Annotated in this window: 26 protein-coding genes and 1 other annotated feature; of the genes, 3 read left to right on the forward strand and 23 right to left on the reverse strand. The window is 44.6% G+C overall.

The features are described from left to right. Nucleotides 1-3 precede the first annotated feature (3 nt). From NST25_RS21000 to NST25_RS21095, 20 genes are all read right to left on the reverse strand, one after another. The gene (locus NST25_RS21000) at nucleotides 4-897 is read right to left on the reverse strand and encodes a heptaprenyl diphosphate synthase component 1 (protein WP_254857027.1); all 894 of its coding nucleotides are present in this window, start codon (nucleotides 895-897) and stop codon (nucleotides 4-6) included. Between the two features lie 91 nt (nucleotides 898-988). Beyond that, complete coding sequence (locus NST25_RS21005) at nucleotides 989-1531, reverse strand: hypothetical protein (protein WP_076184017.1); 543 nt, start codon at nucleotides 1529-1531, stop codon at nucleotides 989-991. A 94-nt stretch (nucleotides 1532-1625) separates the two neighbouring features. After that, nucleotides 1626-1874, reverse strand: coding sequence for a trp RNA-binding attenuation protein MtrB (mtrB, locus tag NST25_RS21010; RefSeq protein ID WP_051490908.1), 249 nt, complete (start codon nucleotides 1872-1874; stop codon nucleotides 1626-1628). Between the two features lie 116 nt (nucleotides 1875-1990). Then, complete coding sequence (locus tag NST25_RS21015; RefSeq protein WP_036676223.1) at nucleotides 1991-2263, reverse strand: HU family DNA-binding protein; 273 nt, start codon at nucleotides 2261-2263, stop codon at nucleotides 1991-1993. A gap of 377 nt (nucleotides 2264-2640) precedes the next feature. Next, the gene (spoIVA, locus tag NST25_RS21020; protein ID WP_036676222.1) at nucleotides 2641-4119 is read right to left on the reverse strand and encodes a stage IV sporulation protein A; all 1479 of its coding nucleotides are present in this window, start codon (nucleotides 4117-4119) and stop codon (nucleotides 2641-2643) included. Nucleotides 4120-4556: 437 nt separating this feature from the next. Further along, nucleotides 4557-5303 (reverse strand): DUF3939 domain-containing protein, encoded by a 747-nt coding sequence (locus tag NST25_RS21025; RefSeq protein WP_254847661.1) that lies wholly within the window; start codon nucleotides 5301-5303, stop codon nucleotides 4557-4559. Nucleotides 5304-5333: 30 nt separating this feature from the next. Beyond that, a complete protein-coding gene (locus NST25_RS21030; protein ID WP_339187837.1) occupies nucleotides 5334-5702 on the reverse strand; it encodes a 2Fe-2S iron-sulfur cluster-binding protein in 369 nt (122 codons plus the stop codon). 34 nt (nucleotides 5703-5736) lie between these two features. Further along, nucleotides 5737-5916 carry a DUF2768 family protein gene (locus NST25_RS21035; protein ID WP_036676218.1) on the reverse strand — a complete coding sequence of 60 codons (180 nt, stop codon included), beginning with the start codon at nucleotides 5914-5916 and terminating at the stop codon, nucleotides 5737-5739. A 197-nt stretch (nucleotides 5917-6113) separates the two neighbouring features. Further along, nucleotides 6114-6389: a stage VI sporulation protein F gene (locus tag NST25_RS21040; RefSeq protein ID WP_038572437.1), complete on the reverse strand. Its 276-nt coding sequence runs from the start codon at nucleotides 6387-6389 to the stop codon at nucleotides 6114-6116. Between the two features lie 66 nt (nucleotides 6390-6455). Next, entirely contained in the window at nucleotides 6456-7496 is a 1041-nt protein-coding gene (locus NST25_RS21045) for an NAD(P)H-dependent glycerol-3-phosphate dehydrogenase (protein WP_076127494.1), read from the reverse strand. Continuing rightward, nucleotides 7489-8106, reverse strand: coding sequence for a glycerol-3-phosphate 1-O-acyltransferase PlsY (gene plsY, locus NST25_RS21050; RefSeq protein ID WP_340392410.1), 618 nt, complete (start codon nucleotides 8104-8106; stop codon nucleotides 7489-7491). Before plsY ends, NST25_RS21045 begins: the two co-directional genes overlap by 8 nt. Before the next feature lie 12 nt (nucleotides 8107-8118). Next, nucleotides 8119-9444: a ribosome biogenesis GTPase Der gene (gene der / locus NST25_RS21055; protein WP_036676212.1), complete on the reverse strand. Its 1326-nt coding sequence runs from the start codon at nucleotides 9442-9444 to the stop codon at nucleotides 8119-8121. Nucleotides 9445-9620: 176 nt separating this feature from the next. After that, the gene (gene rpsA / locus NST25_RS21060; RefSeq protein WP_170914203.1) at nucleotides 9621-10943 is read right to left on the reverse strand and encodes a 30S ribosomal protein S1; all 1323 of its coding nucleotides are present in this window, start codon (nucleotides 10941-10943) and stop codon (nucleotides 9621-9623) included. A gap of 174 nt (nucleotides 10944-11117) precedes the next feature. Continuing rightward, nucleotides 11118-11705, reverse strand: coding sequence for a lysophospholipid acyltransferase family protein (locus NST25_RS21065; RefSeq protein ID WP_036676211.1), 588 nt, complete (start codon nucleotides 11703-11705; stop codon nucleotides 11118-11120). Next, nucleotides 11702-12412, reverse strand: a complete 711-nt coding sequence (cmk, locus tag NST25_RS21070) for a (d)CMP kinase (RefSeq protein ID WP_254848699.1) — start codon at nucleotides 12410-12412, stop codon at nucleotides 11702-11704. Before cmk ends, NST25_RS21065 begins: the two co-directional genes overlap by 4 nt. Before the next feature lie 207 nt (nucleotides 12413-12619). Next, nucleotides 12620-13273, reverse strand: a complete 654-nt coding sequence (locus tag NST25_RS21075; protein ID WP_036676209.1) for a flagellar brake domain-containing protein — start codon at nucleotides 13271-13273, stop codon at nucleotides 12620-12622. Nucleotides 13274-13406: 133 nt separating this feature from the next. Further along, nucleotides 13407-14765, reverse strand: a complete 1359-nt coding sequence (ypeB, locus tag NST25_RS21080; protein WP_076127490.1) for a germination protein YpeB — start codon at nucleotides 14763-14765, stop codon at nucleotides 13407-13409. 322 nt (nucleotides 14766-15087) lie between these two features. Then, complete coding sequence (prsW, locus tag NST25_RS21085) at nucleotides 15088-15783, reverse strand: glutamic-type intramembrane protease PrsW (RefSeq protein WP_076134692.1); 696 nt, start codon at nucleotides 15781-15783, stop codon at nucleotides 15088-15090. Between the two features lie 152 nt (nucleotides 15784-15935). Beyond that, the gene (locus tag NST25_RS21090) at nucleotides 15936-16550 is read right to left on the reverse strand and encodes a genetic competence negative regulator (RefSeq protein ID WP_036676203.1); all 615 of its coding nucleotides are present in this window, start codon (nucleotides 16548-16550) and stop codon (nucleotides 15936-15938) included. A gap of 234 nt (nucleotides 16551-16784) precedes the next feature. Continuing rightward, a complete protein-coding gene (locus tag NST25_RS21095; RefSeq protein ID WP_076141316.1) occupies nucleotides 16785-17156 on the reverse strand; it encodes a hypothetical protein in 372 nt (123 codons plus the stop codon). Between the two features lie 94 nt (nucleotides 17157-17250). Between NST25_RS21095 and NST25_RS21100 the strand changes: the two genes are divergently transcribed. After that, nucleotides 17251-18147, forward strand: a complete 897-nt coding sequence (locus NST25_RS21100) for a polysaccharide deacetylase family protein (protein ID WP_076192320.1) — start codon at nucleotides 17251-17253, stop codon at nucleotides 18145-18147. A gap of 149 nt (nucleotides 18148-18296) precedes the next feature. Here the strand turns inward: NST25_RS21100 and NST25_RS21105 are convergent, their stop codons facing one another. Genes NST25_RS21105 through NST25_RS21115 form a run of 3 tightly spaced genes read right to left on the reverse strand, consistent with a single transcriptional unit; the run spans nucleotide 18297 to nucleotide 20127 of the window. Further along, nucleotides 18297-19115 carry a metallophosphoesterase gene (locus NST25_RS21105; protein WP_340392414.1) on the reverse strand — a complete coding sequence of 273 codons (819 nt, stop codon included), beginning with the start codon at nucleotides 19113-19115 and terminating at the stop codon, nucleotides 18297-18299. A 17-nt stretch (nucleotides 19116-19132) separates the two neighbouring features. After that, a complete protein-coding gene (locus NST25_RS21110) occupies nucleotides 19133-19537 on the reverse strand; it encodes a hypothetical protein (protein ID WP_076127485.1) in 405 nt (134 codons plus the stop codon). Further along, nucleotides 19534-20127, reverse strand: a complete 594-nt coding sequence (locus NST25_RS21115) for a CPBP family intramembrane glutamic endopeptidase (protein WP_036676197.1) — start codon at nucleotides 20125-20127, stop codon at nucleotides 19534-19536. The genes NST25_RS21110 and NST25_RS21115 overlap by 4 nt, the downstream gene beginning before the upstream one ends. 115 nt (nucleotides 20128-20242) lie before the next feature. Between NST25_RS21115 and NST25_RS21120 the strand changes: the two genes are divergently transcribed. Further along, nucleotides 20243-21148: a hypothetical protein gene (locus tag NST25_RS21120; protein WP_076127483.1), complete on the forward strand. Its 906-nt coding sequence runs from the start codon at nucleotides 20243-20245 to the stop codon at nucleotides 21146-21148. Between the two features lie 110 nt (nucleotides 21149-21258). Then, nucleotides 21259-21489, forward strand: a binding site (T-box leader). 243 nt (nucleotides 21490-21732) lie between these two features. Further along, on the forward strand, nucleotides 21733-23325 hold the full coding sequence (gene serA / locus NST25_RS21125) for a phosphoglycerate dehydrogenase (protein ID WP_036676193.1): 1593 nt from the start codon (nucleotides 21733-21735) through the stop codon (nucleotides 23323-23325). Nucleotides 23326-23459 lie beyond the last annotated feature (134 nt).

Below are 23459 nucleotides of genomic sequence, written 5' to 3' on the forward strand. Positions count from 1 at the left end.
CCACTAACCCTCCACGGCTGCTTGTCCTGAGACTTTCATCTGCAGGAGAATACGATCCAGCGCTATCTCAAGCTCTCTAAGCAGGCTTTCGTCTTTAACGCTTTGTAATAGTCCCTGAATCGACTGAATCGACTGATGGAGCATGTCCGTCAGCAGAGAATCACATTTATATTTCATCTTCAGCATCTTCCAGTCCTTCTGATCAAGGTTCTGGTCTTGAAGCTGTTTGCGTTCTTCCTCTGTCGCTGACTCCAGCATCTTCCAGTAACAATAACCATTGCTAGCATTCTCAAGGTTATCACAACGCTGAAGCTCTATGGCAACAGTTTCGCATTGACTGAACTCTGTCAATAACTTCTCCCACAATTCCACTAAGGAATTCTCGATCATGGGCGTAAAAGAAAGGAACAGCCGCATATTGAGCTGTACCATGTGCCGCAAGTATTGTTCAGCCGAAAGACGGATTCCTCTCATCTTCACATAGAGGTTCGCTTTCAAGACATTGAAATCAGCAATCGCCTTACTCAAGATTCCAACCATCTCAATCTGATCACTCTTTGCAAGCAGATGGTAAAACCAGCTACTAAAATAATCGCCAGCCAATACCTTTAATTGACGGGAACGCATAGGATCTCCACCGCGTCTATCATTCGAGCGGTCAATTACCTCATGTGTATCTAGTCCAAGTTGAATAAGTGCGGTTACGAGCGTATACAACTCACCAGTACTTCCTTTTACAGAAGATCCATGGTTTAGAAAAATATATAACAAATGACCCCGGCCATCAGAAAACGGCGGCAAATCCGTATGCTTCTGAATCATGTCGTAGTCGGTGTAGGGTTTTGCCAGTTGCGGTATGCAGTACGGTTTCATTTCAGCCTCCGAAGCCATTGACATTTATATTAATTCCTTTGTTCACAATCTTGTCTATTATATCACATGTTTTTTTGTCACGCACTGTGATACAACTGAGTTTCTTTTATTCTTCTCAAGGATAAATGAACTGCTTCTTCCAGAGCTCAGTCTCACTAATACGGAAGCCCGTCTTGAGACGCTCGGAAATGGGGAAATTACCCGCAGACTGAAGTTCATTCTGGAGTTCAACGGACCACTCCGCGCGTCTGATATCCCCTGCTAGCAGCAGCCGGCGGCTATCCAGCCATTTATCCATGACCACGATGCGCAGCAGAAGCTGATCCACATTCGAGGTTTCTTGAAAAGCAAAAGAAATAGTCTGTGCCATATTTCGATAAAGCTCCTGGGGTTCATGATCATTTCCGCTCACTTTTAAATCCAGAGACAGAACGTGATCCTCCCAGTCTACGCTATCAATGGATAAGGTCAATGGAAGTGCGCCAAGAACATCAACAAGATTATCGTTGTCTAGCACCGTGTTATGGCCGCCAGTAAAAGTCTCCACTGCACCATTTCGCTGCTGTAAGGTTGAATCCATATCTGCCACTTTGGGCAATATTACAGCAGAGGTTGCAGTCAAGAGTAATACGGCTCCAACCCACCAGGCCTTGTTCATGAACACGCCCCCCTTATCCATAATTCCCACTCTTAGCGGAATACGATCATTTATCTTTACTATATTTTGAAAAAAAGCAGGCTATGCCTGCTTTTCAGCTTTCACTTTCCAATTGTCCGTGCTTTGTCCATATTTCAGCCTTACCGCGGATCTTCATCGCTGAGGTATGATCAGTAAACTGGGCAATCAATACCTCGCCCTTATCCAGCTTCTCTGTATGATGAAAACGTGTATCTGTACCTCTGGTTAACCCAATGACCTGAACGCCATTATCTTTAGCCTTAACCACAATATAGTCGCTGCCCGTTGGAAGCGGAGTAGTACCCGTATTTTTATCCATCATCACTCATCCTCCTCTAAACCTATTATACAGTTCATAGTATTTCAAAAAACAAATGCCGCCTTGGAGGGCGGCATAGTTGTTCTTAAAAAGACTATGGGATAGGTATGTAGAAATCTTTATTTGATTCCGTCTTTCAGCGCCTTACCGGGTTTGAATGCCGGTACCTTGCTTGCAGGAATTTCGATTTCTTCACCAGTTTGCGGGTTACGGCCTTTACGTGCAGAACGCTCACGCACTTCAAAGTTTCCGAATCCAACCAGTTGTACTTTATCACCGCTTTGCAGTGCTTCTGTAATTGCTTCGAAAACCGCATCTACAGCTTTAGTAGCATCCTTCTTGGGAAGTTCAGTTGCTTCTGTAACTACATTGATCAAATCTGATTTATTCATGTTTTCTCACCTCCCTGAGTAAATTCTCCGGTATCATACACTGTTTCCGTTTCAACGTAAAATATACGTGATAATCCCGTTTAAAACTTAACTTTGGCGCCCTTAGACCTTGAAGCGCAACAAACTTATAGTAATACAGCCCATCCATAAATTCAAGCTGTTACTCAAAAAAGGAGCAGAAATTATCATCTATCCTTGCATATTTATCTAAATTCAATCTAATTTGTTAGACCTATAGGAGCATTTAAGGTCTTTATTTCATCAGAATAATTGAGTCAGATTCACCGTTATTATAGGAACTAGGAATCAAGTTTTAGGATAGATACAAATAAAAAGAGCAGGATTTCTCCCACTCTTTGAATTTATTTATATTCAGCTTAGAGAATAATTGCAATAAGTCCGCCGGAACCCTCATTTATAATGCGGCCAAGCGTTTCTTGCAGTTTGTAGCGCGCATTATCCGGCATCATAGCTATCTTGCCTTGAATTCCTTCTCTTACAATGGAGTGCAGGGAGCGGCCAAAAATATCGGATTCCCAAATCTTAATAGGATCATTCTCAAAGTCCTGCATCAGATAACGAACCAGCTCTTCGCTTTGCTTTTCCGTTCCGATGATTGGCGAGAATTCAGACTCCACATCCACCCGAATCATATGAATGGATGGTGCCGTAGCCTTTAAGCGAACCCCGAAGCGAGAGCCCTGACGAATCAGTTCTGGCTCGTCGAGTGCCATTTCAGCTAAGGATGGAGCCGCGATACCATAGCCAGTAGTCTTGACCATTTCCAAAGCTTCTGAGAATCGGTCGTATTCTCGTTTCGCATGTGAGAACTCCTGCATAAGCTGGAGCAAATGATCCTTACCGCGGATCTCAACCCCAACCACTTCCATCAGAACTTGATCGTACAGCTCTTCTGGAGCATACAGGTCGATCTCTGCTACACCCTGACCCATGTTCATACCACTTAGGCCAGCTTTATCAATAAAGTCATATTCGGTGAACTGAGATACGAGGCGGTCAACATCCCTCAGGCGGCGAATGTCTTTTACCGTATCGCGAACGGAGTTCTCATAACTACTACGTAGCCAGTGGTTTTCTCCAAGCACCATAACCCAGCTTGGCAGATTTACATTTACTTCATGCACTGGGAATTCATAAAGCACTTCCCGCAGCACACCAGTTACGTCATCTTCGCTCATGTTTGCGGCGCTTAGCGTCATAACTGGGATATCGTATTTGATGGCTAGCTCGTTACGGAGCTGCTGCGCTTCCTCACTGCGTGGCCGGGTGGAGTTAATGACAAGCACAAACGGCTTACCCACTTCCTTCAGCTCTGCAATGACGCGCTCTTCAGAGTCCACGTACGAGTTCCGCGGAATTTCTGCAATCGTACCATCTGTTGTTACCACTACACCTAGCGTTGAATGCTCCTGAATAACCTTACGTGTCCCGATTTCTGCCGCTTCCTGAAAAGGAATAGGCTCTTCAAACCAAGGTGTAGAGATCATACGTGGTCCATTTTCATCCTCGTAACCTTTTGCACCCTCTACAGCGTAACCCACACAGTCTACCAGACGAACATTAACCTCAAGCCCTTCCGCAACCTTGATTTGGACTGCGTTGTTTGGCACAAACTTCGGTTCTGTCGTCATAATCGTTTTGCCTGCTGCGCTTTGCGGAAGCTCATCCACAGCTCTTACTCGATCAGCCTCATTCGTGATGTTTGGCAGGACAATGGTTTCCATGAAGCGCTTGATAAATGTCGATTTCCCCGTGCGAACCGCGCCGACGACGCCAAGATAAATGTCTCCGCCGGTACGCTCGGCAATGTCCTTGAAAATATCCACTTTTTCCAAAAGAGATCCCCTCCTCATATTACTCCGAAGAAAAAATGCCTGAAGAGCATCGACTTCGCGTTCCGCCGGTAATCTGACCCTTGCAGGACATCAACCGGACTTATCGTATGCCCGCCCGAAGCCTAGCTGCTTTCGACCGGGACGTACTTGCCCCGCGCTAAACTCCGAATGCTCGGACATGCATTTGGACTAGTATCATCATATGTATCCGGAACGAATTTATGACCCATATTCGCGCATTTCACAATGTAATTTCAAAAAAAGTTAAGTCTGCGCGCCGCAAGGCGTCTGACGCCCGGAAGCTTACTCATCCATCTTATGAGGTAGGATTCGTTGATAGAACTATTTTTAGTGGATGCTGAGATTAAAAGGTTATAAACAAAAAACGCCTAATGCCCCGGATAAAACCGAAGCTTAGACGCTTTTAAACTATAACTCTAACTTGGAGGCTGTGGGATCGGCTGATTATTAATCCATAGATACGGCAAAGACTTTACGGGAACGTAATATGAAGCTTCCTCCAGATCCAGTCGCAAGTCCTGATTCTTGTCGTGCTCTCCACCCTTCTTATCGACGGCAGCCATGATATCAAAAACATAATCTACGTAGACAGTTCCATCCTTATCCATGATAAAGTCAAGAACTTGACCGGAATAGACGCTAGTTAAGGTTATAGAGCTTGTACCCGCCTGCTTATGATCAATGGTATACAATCCGGGGTATAGCTCATCAAGCACAGGCAGGTTGCCGCCATGAGCTGATTTATAACGGTTAACCTGTCGTTGCACGTCATTCACCTTTTGAACCGTAACAAGGTCCATCACCTTCACCACAGGATCAATTTCCTCATTCAAAATAAGAAAATAAGCACTTCCACCCTGCTCAAAAGCGGTAGCCGGTATATCATCCAAATATCCCTTATTATTCAACTTCCCCAGGTCAATACGAAACTTCTCATACCTTGGAGTAGTTTCATCCGCATTAAGAATGGGCAATACCCCTTCCTCCTGTTGATAATCATCAACGGCTGCTTGTATCCGTTTAACACTTTCCCGATAATTAACACTAGCCCGCTTCTCTTCACCTGGGTATAGACAGCCCGAAAGCGTAAGCGCGAGCGATACCATCCCTAGCAAAAGCTTGGCCCCTGCCTTCAGTTTCATTTTATATCCTATAAACTCCAACCGAGTCCCTCCCACGGTGACATTCTTACGCTACCACAGTTCATCTTCTTCCCTACGCCGCGCTGCTTCAAGCTTACGGCGCACCGCAGCCTTCAGTGGATCTTCCGGCACCTGAACGGTTACGTCGCTCCATACGGCAGCCTGACAGGCCAGACGCGTTCCATCTTCTAAGGCCGATCCAAGCTTACGCCGCTCAATATCTCCGGGAGGCCTTACTGCAGCAGCCTCTTCCTTCGCGACTGTAACCTTGCACATCAGACAGCCTGCTTTGCCTCCGCATCTAGTTGTAATTGGCACTCCTGCTTTACGAGCGGCCTCTAATAACGAAATGCCACGGTTCACAACAGCTTTACGACCTTCTGGTTGAAATACAACGGTAACTCCTTTTTGTGATTTCATGATGTTACTTCCTTCCTCAACACTATGTAACTGCTTACATAATTGAAACAACTCCGCCCAATAGGCCCACTAACATGATGACAAAAGCAAGTATAGACAGTACAGCCTTAAGCAATCCCTTGGTTTTGCTCCGAGCAAAAGTTATAAGAAATACTGATAATCCCATAATCAGCATCGCAATCAGGGATAACCACATTTTCGTCATCGGATCCATGGTCAAAGCCCCCATTCGCCTGTAATTTATTAGGGACTATTATATCATGACCTTATCCTTTTCTGTAAAAAAACATCATTTTTTATGTATTATTTTAAATAAATTACGCTTCGTGAAAATTATCAGGAATATAAAAAAAAGCAAAAGACGACGGAATCGTTCATTGATCCGTTTTCTTTTGCTCACCCAACTTAAAGCTATTTTTTAAGCATCATTTTCATTAAAGACTCCATTGTGCTGGAACCTGCGCCGCCTTTTTTAACGGCATTGATAATCTCCTGCACAGTAGCTTCACTGACCGGCACTTTCGCCATTGATGACACCTGCTTAATTAACTGGCGGAGCTGGGCTTCATTCTGCGTAGTTCCTGGCTTTACCGTACTGGCTAGCTTTTTGACGGCACTTTCCGTAATGTTCTTGCCCGCCTTTTTGTTAATGGCGTTCAATGCATCCTTGGAAAAATCTCTGCTCACTTTTCATCCCTCCTCCGTCAATCCCCATTACAACATATGAGAATTTGCGGAAAAAGGTGAACAGGATCAGGAATGCCACTGCTCCCAAGTTTCCTGGGAGATCGACTCAAGCTCAGGCTTACGATCACGACCCATCAAGGCTTCAACCGCACTGCGTGGGCTTCTTCCTTGAAAGAGCACATGATAAATCTGATCCGTAATCGGCATCTGCACACCCAGCTTGAGCGAAATTGCATAAGCTGCTTCGGTAGTACGTATACCTTCGACTACCATCCCCATGGATTCCAGCACCTCGGCCAGCGGCTTGCCTTGACCAAGCATGGACCCAGCGCGCCAGTTACGGCTGTGCTGACTAGTAGCCGTCACAACAAGGTCGCCAATTCCGGCAAGGCCGGCAAAGGTCAAAGGATTGGCTCCAAGCTCAACTCCCACCCGAGATATCTCGGCGAGTCCACGGGTCAAAAGCGCTGCTTTAGCATTGTCCCCATATCCAAGGCCATCGGATAGACCTGCACCAAGGGCAATAATATTCTTAAGAGCTCCGGCAAGCTCTACCCCTACCTGATCACGATTCGTATATACACGGAAATCGTTGTTGATGAACAATTCCTGCGCTTCGGCGCTACGTTTGTCATCAGGTGAAGCAACTACAACGGTTGTAGGACACCGGCGTACAACTTCCTCTGCATGACTTGGACCGGAGAGGACGACGATCTGCCCTTCGTCACAGCCTAGTTCCTCTGCAATTACGATGGACATCCGCTTATTGCTCTCCGACTCAAAGCCCTTCGTAGCATGAACACATAACATGTCATCCTTCCAGAATGGCTTCAGACTGCGAGCAACCTGCCGCATTCCTGAAGACGGAGCTACAATTACAACCGCCTTAGAACCGGACACTGCCGTTTCCATATCCGTAGTTGCAATAATGTTAGCTGGCAATGCGATGCCAGGCAGATACTTATTATTCGTATGAGAGCCATTGATCTCGGCAGCTTGATCAGAGTTGCGTGTCCACAGATAAACTTCCGAGTGGTTTGCAGCCAGCACACTAGCCAGCGCAGTTCCCCAGCTCCCCGCTACAAGTACGGTAACTTTATCAGACAACACGATTCCCTCCTTTAACTTTTGAGCCTATCTTGTTCTCACGGCCTTCTACGATCTTTACAATATTCGTCCGGTGCCGCCAGAAGGCGAAGACCGCAATAATAATACTGGTCCAGAGCACAGGTTGTGTAAATCCTGTCAACAATAAAGCCACTGGTGTCAGTGCTACAAAAATTAATGAGCCAAGGGACACGTAACGTGTGATAAAGATAGACAGGATGGCGATGATACCGGCGAGCAGCGCTGGCCATAAACAAAGCGTAGCCATAACACCGATCGTAGTAGCAATGCCTTTCCCCCCACGAAAACGAAAATAGAGCGGCCAATTATGTCCGATGATGGCAGCGATTCCGCAAAGAGCCGGAACCCAGGTTCCCCAACCGCCGACCCAGATTCCTAACCATACAGCGGCCACCCCTTTCAGCACATCCAGCAACAGCACTAGTATTGCAGGACCTTTACCCAATACACGCAGTGTATTGGTAGCCCCCGCATTTCCGCTTCCGTATTGACGGATATCAATTCCCTTTAGCAACTTTGCAAGCAGTACACTAAAGCTGACAGAACCAAGCAAATAGCTTACAACGATAACCAGAAGTTCAAGCGCCACACTTCTTCTCCCCTAACCTTCGTTTTCGGATTTGCGCCGTGTAAAGAGACGGATTGGTGTTCCTTCGAAATTAAATGCTGCGCGAATTTTATTCTCCAGATAACGTTCATAGGAGAAATGCATCAGCGACGGATCATTCACGAACACCACAATCGTAGGCGGCTTAACCGCAACCTGCGTTACATAGTTAATACGCAAGCGACGGCCTTTGTCAGTTGGTGGAGGGTTAATCGCGATTGCATCAGATACAACGTCGTTCACCAAATGTGTAGTAATGCGCAGTGCGTGCTGTTGAGATACATGCTGTACAACAGGCAGCAGTTTTTGCAAACGCTGTTTGGTTAAAGCCGACAAAAAGACAACCGGTGCGTAACTCATAAACAAGAAATGGTCACGAATCTTCGTCTCGAAGTTCTGCATAGTCTTATCGTCTTTCACAATGGCATCCCATTTGTTGACAACAAAAATAGATGCTTTACCAGCTTCATGTGCATAACCAGCAATATGCTTGTCCTGATCGATGATGCCCTCTTCGCCGTTAATTACAACGAGGACCACATCAGCCCGTTCGATCGCACGCATAGCACGCATAACACTGTATTTTTCAATGTTCTCGTATACCTTGCCTTTTTTACGCATACCTGCCGTATCGATAAGCACATAACGTTGCCCATCACGTTCAAAAGGAGTATCGATAGCATCTCTTGTTGTCCCTGCAATATCGCTGACGATAACACGTTCTTCGCCCAAAATCGCGTTAACCAGAGAGGATTTACCTACATTCGGACGGCCAATCAAAGCTACACGAATGACATCCTCATCGTATTCATCATCTATTTTCTCAGGTAGGCGCTCAACTACAGCATCTAGCAAGTCGCCGAGTCCGGTTCCGTGACTACCAGAAATTCCGATTGGATCGCCAAAACCAAGGCTATAGAACTCATAAATATCATCCGCACGCTTCATATTATCCACTTTGTTGATGGCAAGAACGACTGGTTTACCTGAACGGAACAGAATCTGAGCTACCTCTTCATCTGAATTCGTCACACCACTCTTCGCCTCACACATAAATACAATAACATCCGCTTCTTCAATCGCCAGCTCCGCTTGAACACGGATTGATTTCAGAATTGTATCTTCTCCATCAATTTCAATACCTCCGGTATCAATCACACTGAACGACTTACCGTTCCAATCTGAAATACCATAAATCCGGTCACGTGTAATCCCCGGCTTATCTTCTACAATGGCTAATCTATCGCCAATCAGCCGATTAAATATCGTCGATTTTCCGACGTTAGGCCTCCCAACGATTGCCACAACGGGTCTTGCCATATTCATTCCTCCTGTCATCCTTACGTTACTCATCATAGCAAAAAACATTTAAATTGGCTAACAATCATGTTAACTCTCATCAATCCGACCAGTTCCGAAAAAAAGACAATCGGCGAACCCCCGTATCGAGGGCTCGCCGATTACTTTACCCGTATATTCAAAAGCTCGTTTAGGGATTAGTTATTACCCTTAAATTTGTCCAGCTTGTCACCAAAACGTTCAGCAAGCGTAAAGCTAAGGCCTTCGTTGCTAAGGGAAACGTTAGGGTTGTTCAGAACTTCTTTAGGAGCTCTGTCTCTGCTATTGCTGCGTTCAGGTCTAGCAGATGGAGCTGGAGCTTCTTCAGTTTCTTTGATGCTCAGGCTAACACGTTTCTCGGATGGATTGAAGTCCAGAACTTTCACTTGAACTTCTTGTCCTTCTTTCAATACTTCGTGTGGAGTAGCGATGTGTTTGTGGGAGATTTGTGAGATATGCACAAGACCTTCCACACCCGGAAGCAATTCTACGAATGCTCCGAAGTTCACAAGACGTTTTACAACGCCTGTTACAACATCACCGATGTTGATTTCGCCAGCAGCAGAGTCCCAAGGACCTGGAGCAGCAGCTTTGATGCTCAGGCTGATTTTTCCTTTTTCAGGATCAACCTTCAATACTTTAACACGTACTTTATCACCTTCAGATACTACATCAGAAGGTTTCTCTACGTGACTCCAAGCGATTTCAGATACGTGTACAAGACCGTCAACTCCGCCCACATCAACAAATGCGCCGAATTGAGTCAGACGTTGTACTGTACCTTCGATGATTTGGCCTTCAGATAGTTCAGCCATAATTTTCAGCTTGTTAGCTTCGAATTCTTCTTCAAGAACTTCTTTAGCAGACAAGATTACTTTGCTGTTCTCACGGTCAAGTTCTTTCACTTTAACGCGCAAGGTACGGCCTTTGTAATCGCTGAAATCTTCAACGAAGTGACGCTCTACCATGGAAGCTGGGATAAATCCGCGAGCTCCAACATCAGCTACGAGGCCGCCTTTAACAACGTCAGCCACAGTAACTTCGAAAGCTTCTTGGGAAGCGAAGTATTTCTCAAGATCTTCCCATGATTTTTCACTATCAACAGCACGTTTGGAAAGAACAAGACTTTCCTTGTTGTCGTTGATGCTGACAACTTTACATTCTACTTCCTGTCCAACTTCTACTGCTGCAGCAGCGTTGTCCAGTTGTACTGCGGACAATTCGCGAATTGGAATCACACCGTCGTATTTATATCCAATGCTTACATAAGCTTGGTTATCTTCGATTTTGACGATTGTTCCTTTCACGGTATCGCCTTTTTTCAGAGAAATGATTTCCAAGTCAGCTTGGTTAGTCACTTCTTCTTCGTTAACGGCAGCAACTTCTTCTACAGCTCCGTTATTTTCTGTCACAGCGGAATCCACCGCTTCTACGGATTCATTCTTTTCCGCAGCTTCCTGATTTTTAATTTCTTCAGACATGTGATTAGCCTCCTCGATTCAAAACCCCATTTATTTAAACCTGCGTATAGCAGAGTTCAAAACAAGCAATGCATAATATTTCACTTACACTTGATGATAGTATGTTCCAAAAAATAGCGGCTATGCCGTTATTTAATCAAAACATTGAGCAAAATTTGTTGTTCTGCTCATCCCTTAACTAGCACTTGGTTTACCTGTCTCTTTCATCTCACGGATGCGATCCATAATGACATCGGTAACAGCCTCGAGAGATTCGCTCCCCGCACCGGCAAATTGACTAAGGTCTACAGGAGCACCATAGACAACGACCATGCGTCGAAAGGGTTTATACTGGCCGATAATAGCCGCTGGAATAACTGCTGCGCCACTTCGAAGTGCAAAGCTAGCAGCACCCTTCTTGGCCACTCCGGCATCAGAGTTACGCGTACCCTCCGGGAAGATACCCATGACATTACCATTACGAAGTGTGTTAAGGGCCGTTTTTATGGATTCTTTGCTTACGCCGCCACGTTTCACCGGAAAAGCACCCAATTTATTAATGAGCCAGCCAAGCACCGGAACCTCAAACAGTTCAGCCTTAGCCATATACTTTACCTGACGGTCCAGCTTAATTCCAATAGTCATTGGATCAAGCAGACTAATGTGGTTAGCGCAGAGCAGTACCCCGCCCTCCTTTGGCACATTTTCTTTCCCCACAATCTTAAGTGGGAAAAGGATTGCGTAAATCAAGCGAAGCAATCCAACACAAATTGCATAAATCATAAATGATTTCTCTCCCCGTCAACATGAGATCTACAGTGGGATACAATGGCCTCCACAACTTGATCGATATTCATTAAGGTCGTATCCAGAAGAATAGCATCCTCTGCACGGCGCAGCGGTGAAATCTCCCGTCCTTCATCCAGACGGTCCCGCTTTGCAATATCGTGTTCAAGCTGCTGAAGCGTCACCGATTCCGCGTCTCTCAGTTCCTTATAACGACGGAGAGCTCGTTCTTCCACACTTGCCGTCATAAAAATCTTTACCTCGGCATCCGGCAGCACGGTTGTACCGATATCGCGGCCATCCATTACCACGCCTTTGCGAAGCGCCATCTGACGCTGCAATTGACTCAGTCTGGATCTTACATCCTCGATCTTCGCATACTGCGACACAAGGCCGCTAACCTGAAGGCTCCGAATATGTGGGGTCACGTCTTCCCCATTAATCAGCACCTTCTGAATGTCTCGTTCCGGGATAAGTTCAATCACCATGTCGCGAACCTTCTCGTTCACTCGATGCTGATCTTCCGGTTCAATGCCTTCTTGGATCATATACCAGGTGATTGCCCGGTACATTGCACCAGTATCGACATAGATATAAGACAACTTCTGGGCTACCAATCGGGCTACAGTGCTCTTGCCTGCCCCGGCAGGTCCGTCGATGGCGACGTTTATTCTGTCATAAGTATGTGTACCCTGCCTATCCAACGGGGCATTCCTCCTCAAACACTCTTTCATAAAAAAAGCATCTAGCGTTACGAAAACTATTCCTGCAATATCAAGGAGCACACATAAATTGTTATGCTTGATGATATTATCAAGAAAAAAGCAGGCATTGCCTGCGACTTATAAAATTATACCACAGTTTATACTTCAGTGCAAAATCAGACAGCTTAATAGAGCTGTAAAAAATGCTTATCTGTTGCGGAAATCAAACTGACGTTCGAAGCAATAACGGATAATTTTCTGGCGTTCCAAATCTGAAATAGCGACAAATTTCAACATCGCTAAAAGCCGTCCATTCTCCAGCTTTTTAATGCGCACTACTTCACCTTCAAAATTGACATGCTCCGTGCTTCCGTTTCGATAAGGCACCAATACCCAGCAGGACAATTTATTGCCAACCTCCAGCTTAACCTGGTTATCCACCAAAAAGGAGATTCCTCCACCACCAATATCATCTGTACGAACCAGGAACCGTTTGCCAAGGCTATCCTTCACAGCAAGCTCTAGATCTGCATTCACTCGGAAAAAGCTTCTTCTCTGGATCTTAAAAATCGAATCTGTCTCCGGCTTTTGAATCCGGACCATACGAATTACATCTTCTTTAAAGCCCAGTACATAAGTATTAAAGTAATTTTTGATGCCACCCTCAGTTAAAAAATAAACCGAAAGCTCGTCCCCCATAAAGAGCCTTTTTAGACGACCATTGCTCTCCTGCATAGGAATTTCAATCAGGAATGCGTCTTCTTCCGTCTCTGCAATTCTTGATCTATATTCAACTTCTGCTTCAGCAGCGTCACTGGAAGCAACCTGTATGTATAGATATTCGTTAATTTTAGGATACAAAGATGTCACCGCCACATCAGTTTAGTAATTATCACTACCCCTGATTATAGCATGGGAATATCAGCCAGTCAGATATATTTTATAGATATTGCAAAAAAAAGGGACGCACCCAACTGCTGGATGCGCCCTCCCTTTATTTTGCCTCAGACCCCGAAGAAGGTCTGATTTCTTCCACAGACTCTTCAATGCCATCCTCGGCGTTAATGTAAATACGATACTTTGAGCCATTGACCCCTCCACCGAACTCGTAAGTCAAGACCTCGACGGAATCATCATTTTTAATCCAGGACAAGCGATTGTATTGTTCCTTGAAATCAGAATTCAGAAATTTTCTCGCCTCTGCAAGGGTAAGCTTTGGTTTTGGAAGCTTCCGGTTGTCCTTGTGCTCATTGACGTATTCGCTGGCCTCAAAACCGATGGTATCACCTGTATCCAGCCCCATACGAATGGTCATCTTTTCAGGATAAATCAATACATCATTCTGTTTGGTTACAAAGGTCAAATTCCCGATATTATCGTAACGATCAGCGCTGACTGCAGTCATATGGGGATATCCTTTTTTCTCAAGAAACTGCTCTGCTTTGGTAACGGCTTCTTTAATAGAAACTTTGGCAGGGCCAACCTCACGGTTGTCATAATAAGAGATCAGCAACCCGCCATTTTTGGTGAAATCCATACTAATGGTGTGCTTCTTATTCGAAGCGCTAACAGTTGCTGTATAGGATGGCCATTCAGTGTTCTTCCCATTTTCTTTAACATCCACTTTAGCATTGGAGCCCGCATCCGCGAACTTCAACGCCTTACGTTTGATGTCTTCGGCAGTCACGGGGGTACCTCCGAGCATTTTGACGGAACGTTTATCGTAGATGCTTGCTACTGAAGGACCCCAGTCTAGCTCAGGGTATGCCCCTACACGTTTATCCACCGTTTTGAAGCCGTCAATAATCGTGTTGTCCTCCGCTTTATTTTCTGTCGCCAACGCCGTTTCAACATCCATCCAGCGCAGCCGATTGCCAATGACTTTATTTTGTACCTCTTGCAAATCCTTAGAGATTTCTCCTGAGTTCTTGTACAATGCTTTTAGATTGCTCAGCTCTCCATCTGTCAGAGGTTTTTTAGTGAAGTCACGAATCCCGGCTTTATAAGAAAAGTTGGAGATTTTGGACAGAAACTCCTCTGTTTTGCTAAATGGCAGCAAGGTCAGCGGCAGCTGGTTAATCTCATTTTGGGCCTCACTAGTCATCCGCCACACATTCACAAGTCCTTTGCGGTGCATCCCATTAGAAGCAGAGTTAACCGCAAGCGTATTTCCAAGCTCACCATGAAGACGGTCCACATGATAGGACAAATCATGAAAGGCGCGTTGATATTGGTTCTCCGCCTTAATTAGTATTGAATTCTTCTCCTGATTCTCCTGATAACCCCACACAAGCGCACCAATCAGCAGCAGCGCGGTCAGCGGGAACATTACAGCACTTAATCTTTTGTACATAGGGCTACAAGACTCCTTTCGATAGCTTATTGGCGTTAGTTTGACAATAAACTAGGAGTCTTATGCACTGAAGTTGCTACACAATGTGACTATAACGTCCGCTCATGCTCTCTCTTCAATCTCAAAGCCACTGCTATTACTGCAAAGGCATTGTTTAAAGCCGGTTTGAATGACACCATGCTCTTTAATCCCTCTTAATATGTAGGTCTCACCGCACTGTTTGCAAACGATACGTACTTTTATACGCAAAAAAAGACACCTCTCTCCTCTCTGGAATTCCTTACTAGGAACTGCCCTTCGAATATAAGTGTGTCCATCTCGATTATAGGTTAACCTCTTCTTCACGTTTCAGAAAGCGGAAAGGAGAACGGCTGTTGGCCCTAGCAACCTTTCCCATACCGCCATACCATAGGATAGCCATCAGAGGCACAATAAACCATATCCAATAGTTGGCTGTCGTACTCAAAATAAAGTCATATATCCCATGCCACATCCATGGCAACAGGAGAGAAAACACCAGAATTCTGCGGGTATGAACTCCTTTTGAGAACTTCGCCCTTCCCATATGGTAGCCCATGATCACACCAAACATAGCGTGTCCAGAAACCGGAAGAAGTGCTCTTAGAAACATTGATCCGATTGAAGCGTTGCTATACCAAGCGTACATTACATTTTCTATTGTTGCGAAGCCGAGCGAAATCGCCACAGCGTATAGTATCCCATCATATGGCTCGTCAAATTCGGTATGATTGTAAATCATATGGTACAGCACAAACCACTTTAGACATTCTTCCACGCCAGCGGATATGAGAAACGACTCCACATAGGGACCACCATTTAGTCCCAGCATCAGCCCTCTCTGAATGATCATTACTGGAAACACAATCAGAAGGCCGAGCAAGAATACTTTAATGACTACATGAAGCGGTTCTTGATCATACTTGTCTTTCAGATAAAAAAAGGTCAACAGAGCAAGCCCCGGCGCTACTGCCGACGTAATGACCGATAACACGAGCACCGAATAACCTCCCTACACCCCTAAACCCTATTACTGCCGTTACACAGCAAGGTAGATGATAACTTTGATACAAGAATGACCGACATATCACCAACAACAAGACTAGGGCTGATCGGCCTAAACAATGGTCATCAGCCCCTAGTCTTGCCTAATTACTCCTGACGCTTAAAATGAGTGCACAATAACTGGACCGCATTCTCCGGCATCACTGTTTTCCCGTATTCATCGAGAACAGCTTCTGTGACCGGTGAGGAATCTCCAAACTCAGCAAGTACGCCAACAAGACCTGACAACGCCGTTTCTTCAAATTCCTTTGGATCGAAATACAGATACCATTTATTGTTATAAGAATACAGTTTCCCCTGGGAAGTAATATTACCGATGAGCACATGAGCCGCTTCAACCAGAACCTCGAAATCGCGGAATGCATATACAATGGAGTCGCTTTGTTCAAGAGTAACTTCCATTTCATAAATCTCTTCTGGCAATTCTTCTTCCCCGGACGCACCGTACTGATGGTGATCATATTTTCCTCGGGTCACTATAACGACCATGCCTTGCGCGGGCAATGCGAAAACTTCTACGGCAAGCGGACCCGTGGCATCAAAACCTAGTTCACTATATGCTTGATCCATCATCTCCGTAAACAGGTCATGAACCTTAGGAACTTCCTGCCACATGTCTTCCTTCTGGATGCCCCGCTCGCTCAGGTCGTCAAAAGTGAGGAAAATCCGTATCTTATCTTGACTTAATCGCTCTATTCTCATGACAGGATCCTCCTTTTGCAAGCTCATTTATTATAATGTATGATGAGTCCCGAGTAATGAGCCAAAAATGGTTACTATGTAAGTATGTTATCATTTTGCCGAGATAAATGCACGTAAATAAATATATAAAATCCTCTCTATTGAATAAACCATTTTCAAGGCCCTGAATAATAAAAAAGAATCATTCTGCGGAATATTTCATCCCCAAAATGATTCTGATGGAGTCCTTTACGGTTACAATCCCGGTATGGTTGTATGCGTTTCTTTAAGAATCTGCTCTACTTCGCTCTTTACTTCAGGATTGCTGCGAATGAATTCCTTTAACAATTTAAGATTGGATTCCTTCGACTTCACTGGTGATTCAGTCTTATGCTCAGAGGTTGCGCTGCTTGAACCGTTACTTTGAGCATTACTGCTTGAAACAGCAGTGTTACCAAAACCAGTCGTGGCCATACCGATTATTTTTTCTTTTGCTTTATCTGCAGCCCCACTCATGGAACCACCCGATTGCCCTAGCGAAGACATTAAAGAATTCCGCTTTTTGGACATAATCATACTGGCTGCGGCGCCCATCAGCACCCCGCATAAAAATGACGAAGTATTCATATTTCCAGCCTCCTTGTATGGTAAAATCATGTTTAGTGTTCGCGGAAAGATTCCGGCTCATACAACCTAATAACAAGAAAGCGAGTTGAAAAAAGTGGGTAAAATGACATCAGTGCTCCTATTGGCTACCTTGCTGCTTACAGCCTGTGGCAACAGCGGTGCAAATGGAAATACAGCCAAGGAAACAAACACCACAAACAATCCGCCCACGGCGGCAGCTACACAAAGCGCAGAAACTACGGCGCCAGCACCTGAAGCAACAGCCAGTCCTACCCCTGAAGCAACAGCAGATGGAGGTACTACAGGAAATAGTACAGCCAGTAAGGGTGAAGCATCCGCTGAAATTCCACTGCTGTACCATATGAACAAAAATTACGACATCGTCCCTAACGAGGAAGCTACAAATAAAAAAGTGGTTCTGCTCACTTTTGACGACGGTCCTAAAGATGCTGCAATGATTAACCCTTTGATGGATGTTCTGGACAAACATCAAGCTAAAGCCATCTTTTTCGTAAATGGTTATCGTGTTAAGGAGCATCCTGAGCTTCTGGAGTTAATACATAACCGCGGTGGAATTATCGGCAACCACAGCTGGGATCATATTGTATTGAAAGACAAGTCCTATACTGAGGTTAAAAAGCAAATCGAAGATGTTCAAAATATTGTCAAAGAAACATTGGGAGAAGCTCCTCACTTTTTCCGTCCGCCACATGGTGCCGGCGGGGATGTTGGCAAGAAGGTCGCGGCTGAGAATGGAATGTTATACATGACCTGGTCTGTAGGCTCACTTGACTGGGAAATGAAAGAAAAGGAAACGGGTAAGACAGAAAAATTGATCAGTAATGTTACCGATCAGCTGCATTCCGGCAGTAATATCCTGATGCATGAGCTACCATGGACCGTTGAGGGACTGGATACCTTGCTCACTACACTTGAGGGTAAAGGCTACAGCTTTGTTGATCCGCGCAGCATTGAGCTAAAAATGCGTTGATCTTCTCATCTTTACATGTCCGATAGTTGCTTCTTCAGTGCAATTGTTTTCGAATCAAACAAAAATAGAAGGGGGTTCCAAAAGCCATTTGCATGGCTTTGGAACCCCCTTTTTACGCTACCAGTTTTTCTTACTGGAAAGAGTAAGCACTATTGGGTTGATTTACGCAGTGTCAGCACATGCATTTCAGCAGGACTGCCCCAGCGAAGTGGCAGATGTGCTGTTCCAAACCCTCTGCTGATCAGCAGCAGGGCATTTTTTGCGGTACCGTCCCCTCTTGGCCAACTAAACTTTCCAGCGTCATATTTATGATAGAAATGCTCTACATGTCTTTGACCCACAAATGGAAGGATCACCTGCCCCCCATGCGTATGACCTGCCAGAATCAGGTCCGCTGGCACACTCTGGCGCTTCGATAACCAAAGCGGATCATGTACAAGAATAATACGACACGTGTCTTCAGCAGAAGGGGTTGTGGTTAATTGCGGAAAAGGACCGTATGGAGTTTTGCCCCCATTTTTCGGAAAATCAATTCCGGTTAACCAAAGTTTAGCTCCCTCACGTTCAAAAGCCACATTTTCATCCATTAACAGTTTTGCACCACTGTCCTGAATAATCTCATCTACCCTTGAAATATTAGCCCGATAATCATGATTTCCATGCACTACATAGGTAGATGCAATAGAAGTAACTAGAGTCATATTATCGACAAGACGATTTAAAGGACTATCTTTTTCCGTTAGATCTCCTCCCAGAAAAACAACATCTACCCCACCCTTTAATGGTGTCAGAAGCGCGGAAGGAAGGCGGCGGCGATGGATATCTGTTATAAACAAGATACGAAATCCATCAAACTCTTCAGGTAGCGAATCTAGCATTATTTCCTCGGTAATAATTCTGTTTCTAAAAGCATTAATCACCATAATTATGACAACGGCCGCAGCTATCAATAAAATGACCAAAGCCATTCCCCATGCCCATGTGCTCACCATAATGTACTCAGCGGAGGCGCTCCTTCAATTCCCCACCAAAGCAGCCCGATTAGCAAAATAACAAAGATAAAAATCAAAGAATTTACAAACATCTTGCTTAGACGAACTTTTTCTGAAGAATAAGTATCTGAACGAGAAGGAACAGATTCTTCGTCCTTCTCTTTACTTCCTGTGGAAGAGCGCTTTGCAGAACCTGCTGGGCGGCGAGCTTTTCTTGATAAAGTTGCTGTAGAAACCCGAGCGGTAGCATTTTTCTTTATAGGAGTAGACTTCTTTTCAGGAGTAGCCTTTTTTACAGGCTCCGAAGTCCGCTTCTCTTTTTTACTTTTGCCAGGATGTTTGCTTTCACTTTTGTGTTGTTTTTGTCGAGACTTTACCCGGCTTAATTCCTCACTCATGATTCCCTCCTATAGCGGATCACCAGACCTGAGATCAGGTCGATGAAGAAGTGACATAGTATAGGGGCCCAGAGGCTGCCCGATTGAATGTAAATATATCCAAGACCATAACTGCTTAAGAATACCCAGCCGGTAGGTACAAAGTGACGTAAATAACGGACATGAATAAGAGCAAATACTATACTCGTCCAATAAGGGCCAATGGAATATTGGATGGCTCCGCGGAATAAGAGCTCCTCACATACCGATACAATTGCTGCTATGACGATAATATGCCACACAGGGCGATTTCGAAATAAAAGGTCGTTTATTCCACCATCATCCATACTTTCCTCAGGGACAATATGTGTCAATAAATAGTCAACAATTAGCATTGCAGCAGCAAGACCAAGGCCCCATGCCACAAAATGTACTTTTTCTGGAATAATTAATAGCTGAAAAGGATTTCTTTTCTGAAATAATATCCATATCAAACCGATAATTAATGTGAGCCCCTGAGTGATATAGAGATTGAGCAGCAGAAGACGGTCTGTCAACTGGCCTGGTTCTACCTTTTTAACCTTAATCTCGCCAAATTTGAATTTTTTCATCGTGACCTGCCTGTTCTTTATTTTTTTCGGGCCGCTCCGAGAGAGAAACCGTCCATAGTGTTGCTATCAATACATAATACATAGGATAATCCCCCCAGAAAAAGGAGCATTTATTATGAGCAAACGTAAGTCCCGCAATCAAATGTTATACACGCTAGTTTTTTTGTTTTTCTTAGTTTGCGCCTTCGCCGCATTTTTTACTGGCGTCAAGGTTGGCGCAGACAAAACTGAAGCCAAATATGACAATCAATCAAGCATGAATGGATTAGTAGAATTCACGGGCTCGTATCAACAGCAGGATCTTGTTACTTTCTATCATAACGTATTTTTGCCCTATCGGGAATTCAAGCGGAATTGGAACATTCAAGTAGATAAGTTAGCGCGCAGCACAGATGCTCGTATGAATGCGGCAGTAATGAAGAATCTAAGTATTCTAGCAGACCAGCAATATGAAAGAGTTAATCAAGATTCAATTTTCACTAACTCTCCTCTATTACATCAGTCACAGGTCAATGTACTCAAAAGCTTAACTTTATTTTCTAAGGCCTCCGGCAAAGTCTCTACTAGTGCCTCTGGTGCAGAGACAGCCAAGTTATTGAAAAATGATGAATTTACAACCGGCGCCGTGAAGTACGGTCTGTTAGCACAAAAGAACTTCTATGATTCTATGCTAAAATGGGGCTCTAAGACAAACCAGAAAATACCTTCTGCACCTGGCGAACTAAAAACGATGTCTTTCATCCAGTGGAAAAAAATGCCCCTGCTTTTGAAGAATGCTTCTATCGCTGACATGATGCTGAATCGCGGAATTTTTGCAGGTTATGATCCTCAGGACATCACTGCTAAAATAGACGATATGATTTACTCAGGCACTGCAAGCTCATTAAATCTTTCGGATATCCAGTCCTCAGTAACCTTGTTGATTTCTACAGGTGCTGTGCAGGAACAGGATTTTGTAAAATGGCGGGAACAGTATTATAACAGGGAGACACTTCCACAGCTTCCGTTCTTTTTTGAATAGAACCAGTTATTGAATCATAACGAAAAATGAAGTTCACTTCAAGAAACGCTGCTTGCAAAGCCTATTGACACAACTTGCATACCGTGTTACATTATGAAAAAATTAATCATTCAAAACCGATGATGGAACAAAGATCCTGGAAGTCTTCAGAGAGCCGGTGGTTGGTGCAAACCGGTGACGAACAGCTATCTTTAGCGCTCCTGAGATATTGTATCGAACCTTAAAGTAGGTACAATCGGATCAACTCCGTTAACAGTGTGGCCTATGCAGGCCAATGAGGCTGCTTCTTCCAAGTTGCAGTGAATTAGGGTGGTACCACGAAGATAACTCTCGTCCCTTACTACGGCAGTAGTATGGGGTTGGGAGTTTTTTTAATTCCCTAATCCCCCATAAATACTACCTTATGCCCAAAGTTACCGATTTCGCGGTACTCTTGCACGCTGTTTCTTTTGTGCGACACCGCGTTGATCTACTATTATTACATGTTTTTCTCTACTAGTTCGTGAACCTTCTGGTATTGTGGACTGCCCATCAGGGCGTCCTCGACATATAAAGCTTTTCAACTTTAAGGGGGATAAGAAACCATGTTTAAAGTATTAGTATCGGATCCAATCAGTGATTTGGGCATTCAGCAATTGATGGACGCAACAGATGTAGTTGTAGACAAAAAAACAGGTCTCAGTGAAGATGAGCTCGTTGCAATCATCGGTGAATATGATGGTCTACTCGTCCGCAGTCAAACTACAGTAACTGAAAAAATTATCGAAGCTGGAAAAAACTTAAAGGTCATTGGTCGTGCAGGTGTGGGTGTAGATAATATCAAGCTGGAAGCTGCTACTCAACGTGGGGTTGTTGTTATCAACGCTCCTGATGGAAATACCATTACAACTTGTGAGCATGCTTTTGCAATGATGATGGCTTTGGCCCGTCACATTCCACAAGCTTATGCAAAAACAATTGGTGGAACCTGGGATAGAAAAACCTTCGTGGGTGTAGAACTTCGCGGCAAAACTTTAGGTGTACTGGGAATGGGCAGAATCGGTAGCGAAGTGGCAAAACGTGCCAAAGCTTTCGGCATGGAAATCCTTGCTTTTGATCCTTTCTTAACTGCTGAGCGTGCGGAGAAACTGGAAGTAAAATTAGCTTCCGTTGACGATGTAGTCCGCGGAGCAGACTTCATTACTGTGCACACTCCACTTACTCCGGAAACACGCCATATGATTTCCCGCCCGCAATTTGAAGTGATGAAAAAGGGAATGCGCATCATCAACTGTGCCCGTGGTGGTGTAATTGATGAAATGGCGTTAGTAGAAGCTATTGATAGCGGTATTGTTGCTGGCGCTGCATTTGACGTATTCGAAAAAGAACCGCCACAAGCAGATCACCCATTCTTGTCGCATCCAAAAATTATCGTGACTCCTCACTTGGGCGCTTCTACAATTGAAGCTCAGGAGAATGTAGCGATCGATGTATCGGAACAAGTACTGCATATTCTGCGTAATGAACCGTTCATCAATGCTGTAAATATTCCTCCAGTTGCTCCAAGCGTAATGAACAAACTCCAGCCTTACTTCACACTTGGTGAGAAGCTGGGCAGCTTTGTTACCCAGATTACAGATAGTGCTATTCGTGAAATCCATGTTGAGTATGCGGGTGATCTGTCAGATGTCGATACCCAACCACTTACCCGCTATATTGTGAAAGGCGTGCTCTCCCGCCACTTCGCTGAGGATGTTAACATCGTTAACTCCATGCACTTGGCAAAAACACGCGACGTTAATGTAGTAATAACTAAAGCTTCCAAAACTAAAGGCTTCACTAATCTGATTACCGTGACCCTTAAAACAGATCACGACCAAGAACGTCTCGTAGCCGGAACATTGCTGCAAGGTTATGGAGAAAGAATTGTTCAAGTGAACAAGTTCCCGGTTGATATCGCTCCTGAAGGACATCAAATTGTAGTATCCCATAACGACAAACCAGGGATTATCGGACTTGTGGGCACATTGCTGGGCGAAAATGATGTTAATATCGCTTCCATGCAAGTGGGACGTAAAATCGTTGGTGGCGAAGCAATCATGCTGCTGACCGTTGATAAAGCTGTACCTACTCATGTGCTTGTGAAGCTTGCTGGCCTACCAGAAATCAACACTGCCGAAGAAATCATTCTTCTGTAAGCAATACGATAGAAATCAAACAACAGAGCAGCGATTCTCCCCCTATAGGAGTTTCGCTGCTTTTGTTGTTGATCGTCGACCTATTTCTGCTTCATTTACAATATCGAATCGAGTACCCTCGTGGAGGCTTACGT

It is taken from the genome of Paenibacillus sp. FSL E2-0190, assembly GCF_037992965.1.
Classification (GTDB): Bacteria; Bacillota; Bacilli; order Paenibacillales; family Paenibacillaceae; genus Paenibacillus_AQ; species Paenibacillus_AQ odorifer.